Origin of the sequence: Cupriavidus sp. MP-37 (assembly GCF_020618415.1) — a bacterium.
GTDB lineage: Bacteria > Pseudomonadota > Gammaproteobacteria > Burkholderiales > Burkholderiaceae > Cupriavidus.
Genome location: NZ_CP085345.1, coordinates 272,687 through 289,916 on the forward strand (window position 1 = coordinate 272,687; position 17,230 = coordinate 289,916).

At 68.1% G+C, this 17,230-nt stretch carries 14 protein-coding genes; 5 read left to right on the forward strand and 9 right to left on the reverse strand.

Annotated elements, in window-relative coordinates:
• Nucleotides 1-14: 14 nt before the first annotated feature.
• Nucleotides 15-1,538: a Fic family protein gene (locus tag LIN44_RS17810; RefSeq protein ID WP_227315595.1), complete on the reverse strand. Its 1,524-nt coding sequence runs from the start codon at nucleotides 1,536-1,538 to the stop codon at nucleotides 15-17.
• 1,042 nt (nucleotides 1,539-2,580) lie between these two features.
• On the opposite strand from LIN44_RS17810, the gene oxlT reads away from it, so the two are divergent.
• From oxlT to LIN44_RS17825, 3 genes are all read left to right on the forward strand, one after another.
• Nucleotides 2,581-3,900: an oxalate/formate MFS antiporter gene (oxlT, locus tag LIN44_RS17815; protein WP_227315596.1), complete on the forward strand. Its 1,320-nt coding sequence runs from the start codon at nucleotides 2,581-2,583 to the stop codon at nucleotides 3,898-3,900.
• Nucleotides 3,901-4,048: 148 nt separating this feature from the next.
• Nucleotides 4,049-4,861 (forward strand): AraC family transcriptional regulator, encoded by an 813-nt coding sequence (locus tag LIN44_RS17820; RefSeq protein WP_227315597.1) that lies wholly within the window; start codon nucleotides 4,049-4,051, stop codon nucleotides 4,859-4,861.
• A 92-nt stretch (nucleotides 4,862-4,953) separates the two neighbouring features.
• Entirely contained in the window at nucleotides 4,954-5,715 is a 762-nt protein-coding gene (locus tag LIN44_RS17825) for a dienelactone hydrolase family protein (protein ID WP_227315598.1), read from the forward strand.
• 5 nt (nucleotides 5,716-5,720) lie between these two features.
• On the opposite strand, the gene LIN44_RS17830 is transcribed toward LIN44_RS17825, so the two are convergent.
• Nucleotides 5,721-6,272, reverse strand: a complete 552-nt coding sequence (locus LIN44_RS17830) for an RNA polymerase factor sigma-70 (RefSeq protein WP_227315599.1) — start codon at nucleotides 6,270-6,272, stop codon at nucleotides 5,721-5,723.
• Nucleotides 6,273-6,520: 248 nt separating this feature from the next.
• Here LIN44_RS17830 and LIN44_RS17835 point away from each other — a divergent pair, with 248 nt between their 5' ends.
• Nucleotides 6,521-7,279 carry a 4'-phosphopantetheinyl transferase superfamily protein gene (locus LIN44_RS17835; RefSeq protein ID WP_227315600.1) on the forward strand — a complete coding sequence of 253 codons (759 nt, stop codon included), beginning with the start codon at nucleotides 6,521-6,523 and terminating at the stop codon, nucleotides 7,277-7,279.
• On the opposite strand, the gene LIN44_RS17840 is transcribed toward LIN44_RS17835, so the two are convergent.
• From LIN44_RS17840 to LIN44_RS17855, 4 genes are all read right to left on the reverse strand, one after another.
• Nucleotides 7,243-8,601 carry a lysine N(6)-hydroxylase/L-ornithine N(5)-oxygenase family protein gene (locus LIN44_RS17840; RefSeq protein WP_227315601.1) on the reverse strand — a complete coding sequence of 453 codons (1,359 nt, stop codon included), beginning with the start codon at nucleotides 8,599-8,601 and terminating at the stop codon, nucleotides 7,243-7,245. The genes LIN44_RS17835 and LIN44_RS17840 overlap by 37 nt on opposite strands.
• Entirely contained in the window at nucleotides 8,598-9,668 is a 1,071-nt protein-coding gene (locus LIN44_RS17845) for a GNAT family N-acetyltransferase (RefSeq protein ID WP_227315602.1), read from the reverse strand. The genes LIN44_RS17840 and LIN44_RS17845 overlap by 4 nt, the downstream gene beginning before the upstream one ends.
• A 61-nt stretch (nucleotides 9,669-9,729) precedes the next feature.
• Complete coding sequence (locus LIN44_RS17850) at nucleotides 9,730-10,755, reverse strand: alpha/beta hydrolase (protein ID WP_227315603.1); 1,026 nt, start codon at nucleotides 10,753-10,755, stop codon at nucleotides 9,730-9,732.
• Between the two features lie 41 nt (nucleotides 10,756-10,796).
• Nucleotides 10,797-12,437: a cyclic peptide export ABC transporter gene (locus tag LIN44_RS17855; protein WP_227315604.1), complete on the reverse strand. Its 1,641-nt coding sequence runs from the start codon at nucleotides 12,435-12,437 to the stop codon at nucleotides 10,797-10,799.
• Nucleotides 12,438-12,769: 332 nt separating this feature from the next.
• Here LIN44_RS17855 and fhuF point away from each other — a divergent pair, with 332 nt between their 5' ends.
• Nucleotides 12,770-13,561 (forward strand): siderophore-iron reductase FhuF, encoded by a 792-nt coding sequence (gene fhuF, locus LIN44_RS17860; RefSeq protein WP_227315605.1) that lies wholly within the window; start codon nucleotides 12,770-12,772, stop codon nucleotides 13,559-13,561.
• Here fhuF and LIN44_RS17865 read toward each other — a convergent pair.
• The 3 genes from LIN44_RS17865 to LIN44_RS17875 all read right to left on the reverse strand — a co-directional run bounded on the left by LIN44_RS17865 (nucleotide 13,503) and on the right by LIN44_RS17875 (nucleotide 17,167).
• Nucleotides 13,503-13,697: a hypothetical protein gene (locus tag LIN44_RS17865; RefSeq protein ID WP_227315606.1), complete on the reverse strand. Its 195-nt coding sequence runs from the start codon at nucleotides 13,695-13,697 to the stop codon at nucleotides 13,503-13,505. The two genes, fhuF and LIN44_RS17865, sit on opposite strands and share 59 nt — an antisense overlap.
• Nucleotides 13,694-14,854, reverse strand: a complete 1,161-nt coding sequence (locus tag LIN44_RS17870) for a PepSY domain-containing protein (protein ID WP_227315607.1) — start codon at nucleotides 14,852-14,854, stop codon at nucleotides 13,694-13,696. The genes LIN44_RS17865 and LIN44_RS17870 overlap by 4 nt, the downstream gene beginning before the upstream one ends.
• A gap of 96 nt (nucleotides 14,855-14,950) precedes the next feature.
• Nucleotides 14,951-17,167, reverse strand: coding sequence for a TonB-dependent siderophore receptor (locus LIN44_RS17875; protein WP_227315608.1), 2,217 nt, complete (start codon nucleotides 17,165-17,167; stop codon nucleotides 14,951-14,953).
• Between the last annotated feature and the right edge of the window lie 63 nt (nucleotides 17,168-17,230).

Sequence of the window (17,230 nt, forward strand, 5' to 3'; positions counted from 1 at the left end):
GAGCGCCGCGGGCTTCAGCGGCTGCCGTGGCGCTCCAGGTATTCCGCGAACTCGTCGCGCACCACCGCTTCGATGCGCGCCAGCTCGGCGTCGGTGAGGTCCTCGAACAGCTTGCGCTTGCGCCGCGACAGTTCGCCGTGGTTCTGCACGATCAGGTCGATCAGGTTCGACAGCCGTGACTGGCGCAGGTCCAGCCAGCTTTCGAGCCGGGTCACGCTGGCATCGTACGCGCGCAGGTACTGGATTTCCTGCGCCAGGTCCTGCTCGACGCATTGCTCGATGCACTCGAACACGAATTCGCACAGCGCGGTGGCGTCGAACGAGGCATAGAGCCAGTAGGGCTGCGGCGACTTGATCAGGATGGTGTCGCTGTCCGCATCCAGCGCGTAATTGAGCAGCGCCGTGCGCGGCGCCGAATAGGCCTTGAGCAGGCCGGCGTAGACGTCGATCTGCTTGAGCATGCGCGCCGACACCGGCAGCACCACGCCGGCGGGCGTCACGCCGGCCTGGCGCAGCAGATGGTGGATCAGGAAGCGATGCAGACGGCCGTTGCCGTCATAGAACGGGTGGGCAAAGACAAAGCCGAACGACACGCAGGCCGCCACCACGATCGGGTTTGCCGCCTGGGCCTCGACCAGTCCCGCCACCGCGGCGATGCCGTCCATCATCGCGCCCAGCTGCGCCGGCGGCGGGGGGATATAGTCCGCGATATTGCGCAGCCGCCCGCCGCGCGACAGCCAGTTCTGCTGGTCGCGGAAACGGTATTCGGCGCGCAGGCCCGAGATGATCTCGTTCTGCCATTCGCACAGCTGGGCTTCGGTCAGCGGCCCGGGCTGGCCGGCATATTCCAGCAGCCGCCGGAACTTGGCGACGCGCTGGTTATCGGGAATCTCATGCTCGATCGAATACGTCGAGCGGGTTTCGGCGAGGTAGAGATAATCGACCGCGCGTGCCAGCAGCTCCGGCTCCAGGCGCCGGATGGCACTGCCCACACGGCCCGGCAGGTCGGCGGCAATCCAGCGCGCCAGCTTCTCGGTCCGGCGCACCAGCGGGCAGAATGCCGCCGGCCCGAGGTGATTGTTCTGGATGCCAAACTGCAGGTCTGGCGTCGACGGGCCGGTCACGTATTCCGCCTCGTCCAGCGCCAGCACCCGGGGTGCGCCGGCCGGCAGCTTGTAGTCGAACTGCGCCCCCGCCAGCCATTTGGCGTAGAAGGCGCTGAGCCGGGCATAGCGCGAGGTTGGCGTGGCCGCCAGCCACGCGCGCACGTCCTGCACCGCCTGCGGCTGCTCGAACAGCGCCGCCAGCACGGTCAGGTCCAGCTGTTCTTTCTTCAGCGCAAAGGTGAGGTGGTCCACGGTGGTGTCGCCGCCGCGGTAGCGGTTGCGGGGGTAGACCGTGCGCGTGGTGCCGTCCGGCCCGGTGTGCGTGCTGAGCACGCCGGTCTTGTCGGCCAGCGCGGAGGTGCACCGCAGCGGCGGGACGCGCAGGCCGAACTTGCGGATGAGGGCGTCGTAGCCTAGTGGTGCATGCGCCATACGGACGTCGATGGAAGGGGAGGCCGATGCCCGCGGAGCTTACCATAGCTTCTACAGGACTTACCAAAACATCTACTCCAGCTCGAATTTCATCAATTCCATCTATGACGCCGTACGGGCGGCGCGGCGGCAGGGCCAGCCGTCGAACCGGCTTTACGTGGCGCTCTACTCGGCTTGCGGATTCATCTATTCCTGGCGCCAGCGATGACATTTCTGTCTACATGTGGCCGGCGCCGCGTGCGCGCCCAGCCTGCCGGCAGCGCCGCTTAAAATGACAGTCCTGTCATATTCACGCCGCGTTTTCCGATAATGAGGCGCATGCCCGAATGATTTGCTCAGGGTTTTCTCTGAGTTTGCCCATTAATCGGCGTAAAAACCATTTCCGGTATTTGACCGGCTCCAATCATCGCCTATAACTGCAACTACATGTTGCGGCCGATGTCACGCACCATGCCTCAGCCCGCCAGGTTCGCCTGCGGGCATTTTTTTATGCCGGCGCGGGATTAATAATGGGCATTTATCCGAAATCTTGTAAAGCAGGGCGGTGATTATCATGACAATTCTGTAATCATGACAGCCTTGTCATCATGACAATATTGTAATGATTATGCGCCGTTGTGGCCGGGATCGATTCAGGAGAAATACTCATCTATGGCACCGTGCACCCCGGGGTTTGGCTTCCACAAAGGGATAGCGGCCAGCTGCCGGCCCGCGCGACCGATTTTGCATACAGCTTCCGATTCCATTTTGTCGTGAATGCCGGACGCCCATCCCGGGCCCGCATTAATTCAGTGAAAACCCTGCCCCGGCTTGGTCTTGACTTACTTGATATATCACATACTGTGTATCCCATCGCCGCTCCTAAGTTCGAGAGAGAGGTGAGGGCGGAGACCTCAGGTCGCGTCGTAATAAGAGGCAAGTAAATGCCAATGACATAGGAGACATGAAATGCCAGCAGCCACCCCTAAGCTGAGGCGCAGCGCGACCGCATATTCCACTGCCCTGTCGCAAGTTAATGGCCAATCGTTTCAAGGAGCGCGCAATGAGTAATCCATCGGCAATGGGGCTTGGCGTAAATCAGGTCCCGGAAGGCACACGCTGGTTCCAGTTGATCGTCGGGGTGGTCTGCATGATCGCCACCGCCAACATCCAGTACGCGTGGACCCTGTTCGTCCCGGAAATCCAGGACACCTACGGCTGGTCGCGCGCCAGCATCCAGGTCGCGTTTACCGTCTTTGTGCTGGTGCAGACCTGGCTGGCACCGATCGAAGGCTACTTCATCGACAAGTTCGGGCCACGCATGATGGTGGCGTTCGGCGCGGTGTTCATCGGCGCGGCCTGGTGCATCAATTCGCAGGCGACCACGCTGATGGGTTTCTACGTCGGCGCGGCGGTCGGCGGGCTGGGCGTGGGCTCGATCTACGCCACCTGCATCAACAACGCGCTCAAGTGGTTCCCGGACCGCCGCGGGCTGGCCGTGGGCCTGACCGCCGGCGGCTATGGCGCGGGCTCGGCGGCGACCATCCTGCCGATCGCGGCGATGATCGAGTCGCAGGGCTTCCAGCACACCTTCCTGTTCTTCGGCCTGCTGCAGGGTTCGCTCGCGTTCGTGGCGGCGTGGTTCCTGCGTTCGCCCAAGGCGCATGAAGTGAAGGCGTCGAAGAAGCTGGTCCAGGCCACGCGCGACTACACGCTCAAGGAAGCGCTGTGCACCAAGCTGTTCTGGCTGATGCTGGTCATGTTCGTGCTGGTCGTCACCGGCGGCATGATGGCGGTGGCCCAGCTGGGCGTGATCGCCAAGGACCTCGGCGTGAAGGAGTTCCAGGTCGACCTGCACTTCTTCGTGATGGCCGCGCTGCCGCTGGCGCTGATGCTGGACCGGATCATGAACGGGATCTCGCGCCCGCTGTTCGGCTGGATCTCGGACAACATCGGCCGCGAAAAGACCATGGTCATCGCCTTCACGCTGGAAGGGCTGGGCATCATCGCGCTGGGCTACTTCGGCAGCAACCCGTACGCCTTCCTGATCCTGTCGGGGGTGGTGTTCCTGGCCTGGGGCGAGGTCTACTCGCTGTTCTCGGCCCTTGCCGGCGACGCCTTCGGCACCAAGCACATCGGCAAGATCTACGGCGTGCTCTACACCGCCAAGGGCATCGGCGCACTGTTCGTGCCGATCGGCAACCTGATGATGGAAGCGACCGGCACCTGGTCCACCGTGCTCTACACCGTGGCAGCGATGGACCTGACCGCAGCCTTCCTGGCAGTCATGGTGCTGCGTCCGGTGCTGAAGAGCCACGTTGCGACGGCCAGGAGCCTGTACTCCAAGGAGACCGCGGCAGCTGGCACGCAAGTACCGGCCTGAGTGGAGCAAACACGGCGCATACGCCAGGCACCCAGGCGTCTCGCCACGGAACGGGCGGGCTTCTTCGGAAGCCCGCTTTTTTTGTCGGGGCGCCCTGTGATAAACGTACGCCTGTGCCAACCCATCCCGCCCCGTGCGCGAACCCGCCATGTTCCAGGTGCATGCTCCCAGCCCATCGCTGTCGCCCTATGTCGACGGCTACTGGTTCGTGCAGGACCTGGCAGGCGCCTACGCCGGCAGCGATATCACCACCTGCCCGTATCCGGGCGCGGTGCTGTCGGTCAACTTCGGCCGTCCGAACGCGATGGTGGGCGGGCCCACCGTGCCAACGGTGTCGCTGCTTGGCTTCCAGTCGGCCAGCCGGCGCTGGCGCTCGTGGCAGGACACGTATTTCGTCATGGCGATGCTGAGCGGCGCCGGCCTGGCGCGGCTGTTTCCCGGCATCGGGCCTGACTGCAGGGACCAGTTGCTGGATCTGGCCGGATACCTGGGAGACCGGGCCGCCCATGCGCTCAGCGCCGACCTGAGTGCCGCCTGGATGCCGGCGAAGGTCGTCGCCAGGCTGGAGGCATGGTTGCTGCGGCGGCTGTCTGTGCTGCGGGCGCCGGCGGCGCTGTCGTCGATGCGCGCGGCCCACGCGCTGTTGCGCCAGGGGCGGCAGGTGCAGGAAGTCGCCAGCCTGATGGCGGTCAGCCGGCGGCAGGTGAACCGCTGGTTCGAGCAGCAGCTGGGGCTGGGGCCGAAGCAGCTGATGGACCTGGAGCGCCTGCAGCACAGCATCCAGGCGGTCCAGCGCGGCGCGGGCGACGCGCTCGACGGCTACAGCGACCAGGCCCACCAGATCCGCGCGTGGCGCCGGCGCGTGGCGCAGACCCCGGGCGCCTATGCGCGCGACGGGCAATCGCAGCTGGCTGCGTCGTTCGCGCAGCGTCCGGCCGGCGCGCCTGCCTTCTACCTCTGACCGGCGCGCCCGCGGCGCGGACCAGGACGTCCCAAACGTTCAATACCGCGTGCCCGCGCGGCGGCATGCTGGCGGCCTGAACGGAGGGAACCATGAACGCTGGACAGCTGCCGCCGGAGCGCGGCTTCGTCAACTACACCGACGGCACCACGGTCTTCGAAGGCTATGTCGCCAGGCCTGCCGGGCCGGCATCGCGCATGCCGTGCGTGCTGCTGGCCCATGAATGGAGCGGGCTTAACGCGGCGATGCGCCGCTGCGCCGACCGCTTCGCGGCGCTGGGCTATCTGTGCTTTGCCGCCGACGTGTACGGCAAGGGCGTGCGCGGCGACGAGCGCGGCGACAATGCGCACCTGATGGATCCGTTGATGGCGGACCGCCGCTTGCTGCGGCAGCGGCTGCTGGCCGGGTTCGAGGCGGCGCAGCGTTTGCCCGGTGCGGACCCACAGCGGATGGCCGCGGTGGGGTACTGCTTCGGCGGCCTGTGCGCGCTGGATCTGGCACGCGCGGCCGCGCCCGGCCTGGTGGCGGCGGTCAGCTTCCACGGCGTGCTGCAGCCACCGCGGCTCGGCCCGCAGGGGCCGATCGACGCCAGTGTCCTGTTGCTGCATGGCTGGGAAGATCCGATTGCTCCGCCCGCGGATGTGCTCGGCATCGCCACCGAACTGACGCAGGCCGGCGCCGACTGGCAGCTGCATGCCTATGGCCATGCGCGCCATGCGTTCACGTTCGAAGGCGCCGACTTTCCGGAGCGCGGCATTGCCTATGATGCCGCGGCGGACCGGCGTTCGTGGGCGGCATGCGCGGCGTTCCTGGCGGAGCGCTTCGCGCTGGCCGCGACCGGCACGCCGGCGTAGGGCGCTCAGATCGCCTGTTGCCGGGTCAGCCGCGCGCGGCAATGGATGCAGGCGTCGCGCACCATGAAATTCACCAGCGTCGGCGAGACCCCCAGTTCCGACGCGATTTCCTTCTGCGTCATGCCTTGCAGCCGGCACATCTCGAACGCGCGCTGGGTGCGCTCGGGCAGCTCCGCCAGCGCGCCGGCCAGCGCGCACAGCGCCTGGCGGTCCATCGCGATGATGTCGGGCGTGGTCGTCGGCGACGGTGCGTTGATGCCTTCGTCTTCGGGCGCCATCCATTTCTGCTCCAGCGTCTGCCGGCGGTAGGTATCGATGGCAAGGTTGCGCACCACCTGGAACAGGTAGCTGAGCCGGCAGCGGATCGATGGCTCGTCGGCCATGCCGCGCAGGCGCAGGAAGGCGTCCTGGACCACGTCCTCGGCCTGGTCGCGCGTGCCGACGATGCGCGCCGCGGCACCGACCAGCGCGCGCCGGTTGGCTACGAACAATCCTAGCAGCGAGTCGCCTGCCAGGACGGGGGAGGGGCGTAGGCCTGGATCGGTCAGGGTCATCATGGGGGCGGCTCCTGGATTGCTGCAGTGCGGAGGTGTACGGTAATACGAATGCGAATGATTCGCAATAAAGGAAAAGATAACCCAGATGTTACCGAAATTGAAATTAATGTTGGCATTTCGGCATGTGAGAGAAATTAAATTTCTCTTGTGCGACTTCGTCTAGGTGGCGAACCACGGAGGGGGATCAGGTTTTTCCGTGGGACGCCGGATCGCCTAAATCCACGTGGCCGCCATTCGTCTGCAGTCGAATGGCATGTCGAGATCTTTCCCGTCCCGCATTTCCGCGCCGCATCCCGGCGCCGCTGCCGCACCTGTCGCTGTGGCAGGTGGATTTGCTCGATCCGGCGCACGCGGCAGCAATCGCCGCGGCCGACTGTCTTTGCCCCGCCGAGCAGGCGCACTGCGCCAGCCTGCGCCAGCCCGCTGACCGGCGGCGCTTCGCCGGCGCGCGCGTGGCGTTGCGGACCGTGCTGGCGCAGCGGCTGGGTTGCGCGCCGTCCGCGCTGCGATTCCGCCCCGGCAGCCATGGCAAGCCTTATCTCGACGGGCCCGCGGCACCGGCGTTCAACGTGGCGCATGCGGGCGACCATGCGTGGATCGCGCTGGCGGAGGCGGGCGGAGAGGTCGGCGTCGATATCGAGCGGGTGGATCCGGAGTTGGGCCTGGCGGCCATGCGCGAGATCGCAGCGCACTGCCTGACGCCGCGCGAGCGCGCATGGCTGGCGCCGCTGCCGGCAGACGCCTGGCCGCGTGCGTTCTTCCTGCTATGGACCGCCAAGGAGGCACTGCTGAAGGCGCTGGGCCTGGGCATCGCCGACCACCTGCAGCATGTGTCGGTGGTGGCGGAGGGGCCGGGAGATGGGTTGGGCGGCGCGTGCCGCCTCGCCGTGGTGCCTGAATCCGGCCAGCTCGCCGGGCATGCGGCGGCGCTGGCGCGGATGCGGTTGTACCGGCTGGCCGCTCCGGACGGCTACGCGGCGGCGATGGCCTGGGTGCCGCCCGCCTGAGCCGGCTGCGCCATCCAGCGGCGCTCGCCGCCGAGCGCGTCGTGGAGGTCGCTGGCGATCTCCTCGGCGCGCGCGGGCAGCACCGACAGCAGCGTGTCGCTGAGGCCGTGGCTGCTCTGGCAGAAGCCCTGCAGGTACACCGGCACCGCCAGCTCCGGCGCCGCCTGCACGCGATAGTTGCGGTCCACGCTGAAGTCGCCCAGGTAGCGCGCCAGCGGCGCCAGCAGCCGGCGATGGCTTTCGCGCTCATAGCCGGTGGCCAGCACCACGGCGTCGTAGCGGCGCGTGTCGGTGTCGGGCGGCGCGCCCGGCGCGGTGGCGGCGATGGCCAGCTCGATGCCGCCGGCGCTGCATTGCGCGGCCTGCACCGCCTTGCAGGTCAGCAGGTTGACGCGGAACTGCCCGCACACCTTCTGCCGGTACAGCATGGCGTAGATCTGGTCGATCAGGTTGGCGTCGATCACCGAGTAGTTGGTGTTCAGGTACTCCTCGATCAGCCGGTCGCGGCCCGCTTGCGCCTGCTCGAACACGACATCGGTGTAGGCCGGCGCGAAGATCTCGTTGACGAAGGGGCTGTCGTCGGCCGGCTTCAGCGCCGCGCCGCGGATGATCCAGTCCACCTTCACCGAAGGATAGTTGTCGTGCAGGTCGATAAAGGCCTCGGCGGCGCTCTGGCCGGCGCCGATCACGGCGATGCGCATCGGCTTGCCGCTGGCGCAAGGCTGCGTGCCGATCCAGCTCAGGTAGCCGCTGTGGTGGGTCAGGCGCGGATCGCCGCGCAGGCCGGCAAACGCCTCCGGGATCCGCGGCGTGCCGCCGGTCGACAAGACGATGGCGCGCGCCAGCCGCGTGCGCTCGCGGCCCTGCGGATCGACCGACACCACGCGCACGCGCCCGATGCGTCCGCCCTGGCTTTCCGGCTCGATCCGCGCCACGTCTTCGCCGTGGCTGCATTGCGCGGCAAAGTGGCTGGCGGCCCAGCGCAGGTAGTCGTTGTACTCCATGCGGCTTGGGTAGAACGTGCGCAGGTTGATGAAATCGACCAGGCGTCCGTGGCGGTGCAGGTAGTTGATGAAGCTGTAGGGACTGGTCGGATTGCGCATCGATACCAGGTCCTTCAGGAACGAGATCTGCATCTCGCTCTGGGCCACCAGGGTATTGCCATGCCAGTGGTAGTCCTGTTGTTTCTCGATGAAGTGCGCGTCGAGCGGGCGGCCGGCCGCGGCCTGCTCCTGCAGCGCGATCGCCAGGGCCAGGTTGGACGGGCCGAAGCCGATGCCGATCAGGTCATGGGTGGCCGGGGAAATCTCGCGTAGCGTCATGGGTTCGGTCCTTGCTGGGCAGTCGAAGAGGTGGCCGGGGAGGGGAGCAGCAGGTGTTCGCCAAAGAAGCGCTCGCGCAGCAGCATCACCAGCATGGCGCGCTTGTGCGGGAAGTCGAATTCCTTGACCTTGGCAAAGCCGGCCTTGTCGAGGTTGGCGATCTGGCGCACATGGTCGGCGCGCGGCTCGCCCACGATGCGCTGGGTGCGCGGATCGTCGAGAAACTGGTAGTGCTGGATCGCCGGGAACCACGCGGTCAGGAACGCCTTGCCGCGAAATGCCGGCTCGCCGATCAGCACATGCCAGCCACGGTCGTGGTCGTGCGCGTCGTAGAACGGGGCGATGCGGTTCTCCTTGGCCCAGTACACCTCGAAGTAGCCGAACGGCACGTCCTCAAGCGCGGCGACCAGCGGGATCATGTGCGGGTCGTCGATCAGCCCCTGCAGGTAGGCGCGGTGTCTGGCCTCGTCGCCTTCCTCGTTCCAGAAGTACGCCACGTCGGGATCGTTCATCCAGCGGTGCAGCAGCGGCAGGTCGCGCCCGAGCTCGGCGGCGCGCAGCGTCAGGGTCTGGTCCAGCCACGGGATATGGCGCGCGTAGACCACGCCGTGCGGCTTGGGCGCGCGCTGCGGATGGCGCTTGCCGTCGGTGAGCGTGTAGCGCAGCGGATACGGGCCGGCCGCTGGCGCGAGGTACAGCTCCGGACGCTGCCACAGCAGCTCGGCATGGGCCACGCTGCCGCGCACGCCGGACGGGTCGCGCACCAGCACGCCGAGCGCATGCAGCCGTTGCTCGGCCTCGCGCGACTCCAGCTGCACGCGCAGGGTGCGCGGCGCGCCGTGCGCGAACGCGGCGTCCAGTGCCGCCATCGCCGCATGCGCCAGCGCGGCGGCATCGGCCTCGGTATCTAGCAGCCGCAGGGCATCGCGATCCAGCGCAAAGCGGACCGGCGCGGCCGCCGCTTGGGTGACGGTCAGGCTGGCGCCGTCGAACCGGCTTTCGCAGCGCAGCGCGGGGTCCGCGGCGAAGGAAAGGTGGCGGGGGAAGGGAGAGAGCGTAGTCGGCATCGAGGTCCTGTGCAGGCGAAGCGATGGTGGCGGAAGGCGCGCGTGGTGCTGCCGGTCATGCCTATCGAGACGAGGCAGCGGACGCCGGATTTAGATTTGCCGCGAGCGCGTGCGGTCGGCCCGGCAGGGCACCGAATGCCTGCGCCAGTGCCTCGGCGATGTCTTCCTGCGCCTGCGCGGCATCGGCAACGATATTGCCCATGCGCAGGAACTCGTGGACCATGCCCGCATACTCGCGCACCGTCACCGGCACGCCGGCATCGGCCAGCTTGCGCGCATAGGCGTGGCCCTCGTCGCGCAGCGGATCGCACTCGGCCAGCACCAGCAAGGCCGGCGCCACGCCGCGATGATCGGGCGCCAGCAGCGGCGCGAAGCGCCAGTCGCCACGGTCGTCGGCATCGCGCAGGTACTGGCGATAGAACCATTCGATGGTCTCCGTATCGAGCAGGTAGCCCTGGCCGTAGCGCCGGTGCGAATCGGTGTCGGTGTGCCCGCCCAGTCCCGCGTAGCACAGCACCTGCAGGCAAGGCTGCGGCAATTCAGGGTTGTCGCGTGCGGCCAGTGCCAGCACGGCGCTGAGCGTGCCGCCCGCGCTGTCGCCGCCCACCGCAATCCGGGCCGGGTCCAGTCCCAGCGTGTCGGCGTGCGCGCCCAGCCACGCCAGCGCGTCGATGGCATCGTGGGCCGCGGTGGGGAAGCGATGCTCCGGCGCCAACCGGTAGGCCACCGACAGCACCGCGCAAGGCGTGCGCTGCGCCAGCGCGCTGCACAGCGCGGCGTGCGAGTCCAGGCTGCCGACGGTGAAGCCGCCGCTATGGAAATGCAGCAGCACCGGCTGCGCCGGCCCGTCGCCGTGCGCGCGCGGCGCATAGAGCCGGGCATCGAGTTGTGCGCGGTCGCGGGTGGGGAGCAGCAGCGCTTCCACGCGCGCCAGCGGCTCGGGCGGCAGGTCCAGCGCGGCCGAGGCGGCGTCGAATTCGCGCCGCGCCTGGGCCGGCGTGAGCTGGTGGATGACCGGGCGCTTGCCGGTCGCGGTGGCGATTTCCACCATGTCGAGCAGCGCTTCGAGATCGGGATGCAGTGCCATGATCGGTTCGGAGGAGAGGAAGGGCAGCGGCTGGCGGCGCGTCAGGCGGCGGAGGCTTCAGGCACCGGCGTGGCATGGGCCGGCGCGGGGTCCCCGGCAATCTGCCCGTTCTCGATCCTGACCACGCGGTCGGCCAGGCCGAAATAGCGGTCGTCGTGCGAGATCACCAGCACCGCCTTGCCCTGCGCGCGCAGTTCCGGCAGCACCTCGCGATAAAAGATGTCCTTGAACAGCGGATCCTGGTCGGCGGCCCATTCGTCGAGGATCAGCACCGGCCGGCGTTCCAGGCAGGCGACGATCAGCGCCAGCCGCTTGCGCTGGCCTTGCGACAGCGCCTGGGTAGTGAAGCGGCCCGCGCGCACGCTGACCTTGTGGCCGAGCTGGAAGCGCTCGATCAGCCGGTTGGCCAGCGCCTCATCCTGCGGATCGTGCGCGAGCAGCGTGTCGAACAGGTGGAAATCCGAGAACACCGCGGAGAACAGCGCCCGGTAGTCCGCCAGCCGCGCCGGGTCCGCCGCCTTGCCGTTATGGAGCAGGCGCCCCGACAGCGGCGGGTACAGGCCCGCGACCAGCTTGGCCAGCGTGGTCTTGCCGCTGCCATTGCCGCCCACCAGGAACACGATCTCGCCGGCGCGCAGCACCAGGTCGACGGGACCCAGCGCGAAGAGGCTGTTCTCGCCCTCATGGAAATAGCGGTGGCTGGCCCCGTCGAGCGCGACCGATGAAAACGGCGCGGCGGGCGCCGTGCCCGGCGGCGCTTCGGGGTCCGCATCGGCGCCGAGCGCTTCGATGCGCGCGTAGGCCACGCGGCCCATGCTCAGCGCCGGCAGCGCATTCAGCAGCGATTCCAGCGGCGACATGATGTACAGGAACATGATGGTGAAGCCCGTCATCACCGCGGGGTCAAGCGGCGTCGCGCGCGGCGCGAACAGCACGCCGCCGATGACCGCGAAAAACAGGAAGCTGCCGAAGCCCAGCGCCACGAAAAAAATCGACAGGCCGCGCGTGCGCGCCGCGCGCACGGCTTCCAGCGTGGCGCCCAGGCTGTCGCGCAGAAAGCTGCGCTGCTTGTCATGGTTGAGCTTGAGCTCGCGCGCGCCGGACACCAGCGCCTTGAACTGGCCGTGCAGCGCGTCCTGGGCGATGCCGGCCTGCTTCAGGTGCACCAGCGCGCGGCGGTGGTTCAGGTGGTAGATCCACGAGCCGACGCCAAGGATCGCGCAGGCAATGGCGAACGTCGGCAAGGACAGCCAGGCCAGGTAGCCCAGGCAGCCCAGCACCACCATGGCGTTGGTCAGCACCACGGGAATCACCGACAGGCCGTTGGCAACATGGGTGCTGTCGTCCGCCAGCGCCGCCTGCACGCGCGCATTGCCGGTCTGCTCGATATGCGCATAGGGAGCGCCGATAAAGCGTTCGCAGATCTGCGCGCGAATGCGCGCCAGCGCACTCTGGCTGACGCGCACGAACAGCGTCGACGCCAGCGTACGGCACGCCAGCACGGCAATCGCCAGCGCCGCGAACGGCAGCGCCAGCCGCGGCGCTTCGGCGCCCTGCGTGGCCAGCACGCGGTTGATCAGCGCCACCATGCTGACCGCGCACAGGCCGGCGGCCAGGCTGGCCGCGGCGGCCAGGACGATGGTAAGGCGCAGCGAGCGCGGCAGGGAGGCAAATAGCGTCATGCGGGCTTTGGTGGGAGGGTCGTTACTGAGCGGATGACGTGCGGGCGGGCGGGAAAATTAGGATTGGCGCGGAATGCCGGGGATGATGTGCGTGCGGACGGCTGGATGCGGTTGACTTCGCGGATGCGCCGGCCCTCACCCCCAACCCCTCTCCCGCAAGCGGGAGAGGGGAGCACACAAGCGGGAGAGAAAAGCCCTGGGCTGGCCCGCGACAACCCGTGCGAGCGCAGCGAGGCACTCCGTGCCCGGCGCGCCGGTAATTTCCCGGCCGGGCCATCCGTCATCCGTCAGTCAGGCCCGCATATGGCGCGGGCGTGCGCACCAGAAACCCGATGATCCCCTTCCTTGCGCCATTTTTTGACGGACCACTGCGCCCGTTCGGCGAGCGCCTGTCCATTGCCGAGCAGGCCGCGCAGCCCTCAGTCAGCGCCGCGGCACTGGAGCGCAGCTGGGCGCATGGCTGCCTTGCCAAGTTGGCGCAGGCGCTGGGTTGTGACGACCGGCGCGCGCTGGCGGCGGCATGGTTCCGAGACTACACGCTGGCTGTGCTGCCCGGCCCGCTGGTGGCGGCAACGCTGCATCGACGCAGCCTGCCGTTCGATCATCCGGACGTCAGATGGCAAGGCGCGGCGGACGGGCGTCTCGCCAGCCTGGTGCTGCCAGACGACGGCACGCCGGCCGCGGCGACGCTGCCGCGTTTGCTGTCGCCCTTGATGGGGCGGCACTTGCCGCAGGTGGTGGCAGCGTTTGCCGCCGCCGCGCGCGTATCGCCGCGGCTGCTCTGGTGTACCGGTGGTGTCGCCGCCGCAGGCGTGGCGCGGCAACTGGCCGCACATCCCGCGCTTGCCGAGGCGCAGCGGGCGCAAGTGCTGGCATGGATCGGCAGCGCCGTGTCCGCCGACGGCTTCGGCAATCCGTTCCACGGCGCCTTCCGGCCGGGCGCCGAGCCAGGGCGGCCCGGCGTGGCGCCGGTGCGGCGCATCTGCTGCCTGAACCACCGCCTGCCCGGCGAGGGATACTGCGGCACGTGCCCGCTTGTGGCCGATGTGCGGGCACGCGCGCCGCTCAGCGCTGCGGAGCTTGCCCCCGTTCGCGCCACTGCCGCCATAGCCAGGCCGCGGTGACCGCCACCGGCACGCCCAGCCCGACCCAGCACAGCGCATCCCACGCGCCGTCGCCAAAAATGCCGGCCGCGAGCCCGCCCAGCGACAGCGCGCCAAGCAGCACCGGCATCGGCCAGGTAGCATCGATCAGCTTCATGCCTGGTCTCCCGACAGTTGCGGCGGCAGCGGTGCGCGCGCCTCGTCGCGGCTGCGCCGCGGCCGCTTGAGCCAGAAGATCAGCCCGGTCACGGTGGCCCCCGCCGTGATCACGGTCAGCAGCGCCCACAGGATCTGCAGCGGCCTGCCGGCGTAGTCGCCAAAGTGGAACGGGGCCGACAGCAGCAGCACCTGCAGGTACCACGGCATGCCGCGCACCGCGGCGACGCTGCCGTCGCCGGCATCGACCAGCACGATCGCATAGACGCGCTTCTGCAGTTCGGTATGGCCGCGCAGCACCACGCCGTAGTGGCGGCCAGTGGAGAATTCGGTGCCCGGGTAGAACACGAAGGCCGGATCCTTGCCCGGCATGGCCTGGTGGGCCGCATCCAGCGCGCGGTCGACCGGCACCAGCGCCGGCGGCGTCGGGCCCGGCAGCGTGGCGATCAGGTGCTGGAGCTCGGTCTTCTGCCACAGCCCGATGATCAGCGGCGAAAACGACAGGAAGGTGCCGGTCAGCCCGACCACCAGCGCCCACACCATCACCACGATGCCGAACAGGTTGTGCAGGTCCGCCTGCACCACGCGCACCGGCTTGCCGAAGCGGACCAGCCCGAAGGCCAGCTTGCGCATGAAGGGGCCGTACAGCACCAGGCCGCTGATCAGGCTCAACGCGAACAGCACGCCGATAAAGCCGATGAAGAACTGCCCGGGCAGGCCCAGGAACAGGTTCAGGTGCAGCTTGAGGATAAAACCGCTGACGGTCTCGCCGGCCGGCCCGGGCTTGCGCGTGGCGCCGGTGGCGGCATCGAACTGGACCGTGGTGCCGTGGCGCAGCCTGGGCTCGCCGGGCGGGCCCACGCGCACGCCGACGGCATCGGCGTCATCCTCGGCAAAGGCGATCGACCTGGGCGCCTGCCCCGGATGCGCGGCGCGCGCCGCGTCGACCATGCCCTGCAGCGGCGGGCGCTGCGCGGGCACCGGCAGGGTGCGCTCGGCCGACACCAGGCCGTGGTGTTCCTGGCCGGCCAGCGCGTCGATATCCTCGTGGAAGATCAGCAGCAGGCCGGTGATGCAAAGCACCAGCAGGTTCACGGTGCAGAGCAGGCTGGTCCAGCGGTGGATCGCGTACCAGAAGCGTAGCGTGGGGGCTTTCATGTAATGGGACTCCTGCAAGGCCGCGGCCCCGCACCCATGTTGCGGGTGCGGGGCCGTGCCTGCTACCAGGGGTTGGCATGCCGGGCCATGCCCGGCTTACCAGCGGTACGTCACCGTGCCGATGATGGTGCGGCGGCGCCCGTAGTAGCAGTTGGTGGCGCTGTCGCATGCGGCGACGTAGGTCTTGTCGAACAGGTTGTTGAGGTTCAGCCGCAGCGTGTAGTGCCGCGCAAACGAATAGCTCGCGGCCAGGTCCACCAGCGTGAAGCCCGGCACCTCGGTCACGTTGGTCTGGTCGTAGGTCTTGCTGACGTAGCGCACGCCGCCACCCACCCAGACGCCCGCGAGGAAGCCGCTGGAGAGGCGGTAATCCGCCCACAGCGAGGCCATGTGGCGCGGCACGTATTGCGGCGTCTTGCCGGCGTTGGGCGCGTTCGGGCCGGCCTTCGTGACCTCGGCGTCGGTGTACGTATACGACGCCAGGATGTTGAAGTTCGGCGTGACCGACCACGTGCCTTCCAGTTCCACGCCGCGCGAGCGCACTTCACCCAGCTGCGACGAGAAGCCGCTGACCGGCGACGTGGTCAGCACGTTGGCCTGGGTCAGGTCGAACAGCGACAGCTGGGCGAAGCTGCGGCTGCCCGCCGGCTGCCACTTCAGGCCGGCCTCGTACTGCTTGCCGGTGGTGGGCTGCGGCGTGCCGCCGCCGAACAGCGGCACCGCCGTGGCCGGCTCGAACGAGGTGGAATAGCTGACGTAGGGCGAGAGGCCGTACGGCCCTTCCCACAGCAGGCCGGCACGGCCGGTGAACTTGCCATCGTCGCTGCCGGTGCGCGCCAAGGCGTTGGTCGAGAGCGTGCGCGTGTCGGTGCTGACCTTGGCCTTGTCATAGCGCCCGGCCAGCTGCAGCATGAAGCGGTCCGAGATCCGCACCATGTCCTGCAGGTAGAAGCCGATCTGGCTGCGCGTGGTGTCCTCGTCGGTCTGGTAGTTGGGCGCGACGAAATTGCCGTAGACCGGGTTGAAGATGTTCAGCGGCGGCTGGGCGGCCGGCGTATTGCCGGTCAGCCCGCGCAGGCGGTTGAAGGTCGAGCGCGAATAGTCGATGCCGGTCAGGATGGTGTGGTCGAAGATGCCGTGCCTGACCTTGATCTGCGCCTGGTTGTCGACCGTGAACAGGTCGAACGACTCGTTCGAGCGCAAGCCGATGCGCCGCAGCAGGTACGGGCCGTTGGGCGGATTCGCCACCAGCCCGCCGTTGCCGCCGATGTTCTCGTAGCTCACGTACATATGGCCGTAGCGCAGGTTCTGGCGCAGCGTCACCGTATCGTTCAGGCGATGCGAGAACTCATAGCCGGCCAGGTACTGTTCGCGCTTGAAGCGGTCGAAGCCCGGCTCGCCGGTGAACAGGTCGGTCGGGATCTTCGAGCCGTTGGCCAGCGGCCTGACCGTGCCCAGCGCCGGCAGGAAGTTGGCGCTGTTGCCGGCGTTGTCGTGGTAGATCTGCGCGTACGCCGTGAAGCTGGTGGCATCGGTGGGCCGCCACGTGATCTGCGGCGCGATGAAGAAGCGGTCGTCGCCGGCCATGTCGGTCTGCGTGCCGCTGTCGCGCGCCAGCGCGGTCAGGCGGTACAGCACCTTGCCGTCCTTGTCGAGCGCGCCGGTGAAGTCGCCGGAGACCTCCTTGCGGTCATAGTTGCCAAAGCTGAGGTTGATCTCGTTGGCGGTCTCCGCCTGCGGCCGCTTGCTGATCTGGTTGATCAGGCCGCCAGGGGAGGTCTGGCCATACAGCACCGACGACGGACCGCGCACCACATCGACGCGCTCCAGGCTGTAGGGCTCCAGCTCCCAGCCGCCGTAGCCGCCCGAGGCCGGCAGTTTCAGGCCGTCCCAGTACTGGCTGTTCTGGGACACGGTGAAGCCGCGGATCATGTAGGTGCTGCGCCGCGTATCGACGATCGGCTCGGTGCGCACGCCGGCGCTGTAGCGCAGCGCCTCTTCGACCCGCTGCGCGCCCTGCGCGCGCATCTGGTCGGCGGTGATGACGCTGATCGACTGCGGCGTGTCGGCGATCGGCACATCGGATTTGGTGGCGGACACCGACTTCTTGTTCGCCGGACCATAGTTCTCCACGCTGTCGGCGCGCACGCTCACGGTCGGCAGCTGGACTTCCGCTGCCGCGCCCGCCCGCGCCGTGCCGGCCTCCTGCGCGTGCGCGCACTGCATCGACACCGCCAGCGCCAGCGCCGTCAGCGCAAATGGTTGATGGCTTTGCCGGCCCTGGCTCGAGCCGCCCGTTTTACCCCTGTGCATATTCCTCCTGGATTTCGGCTTTCTTGATTTCGGCCGTATTGTAAATGCAAATCATTTCTATTA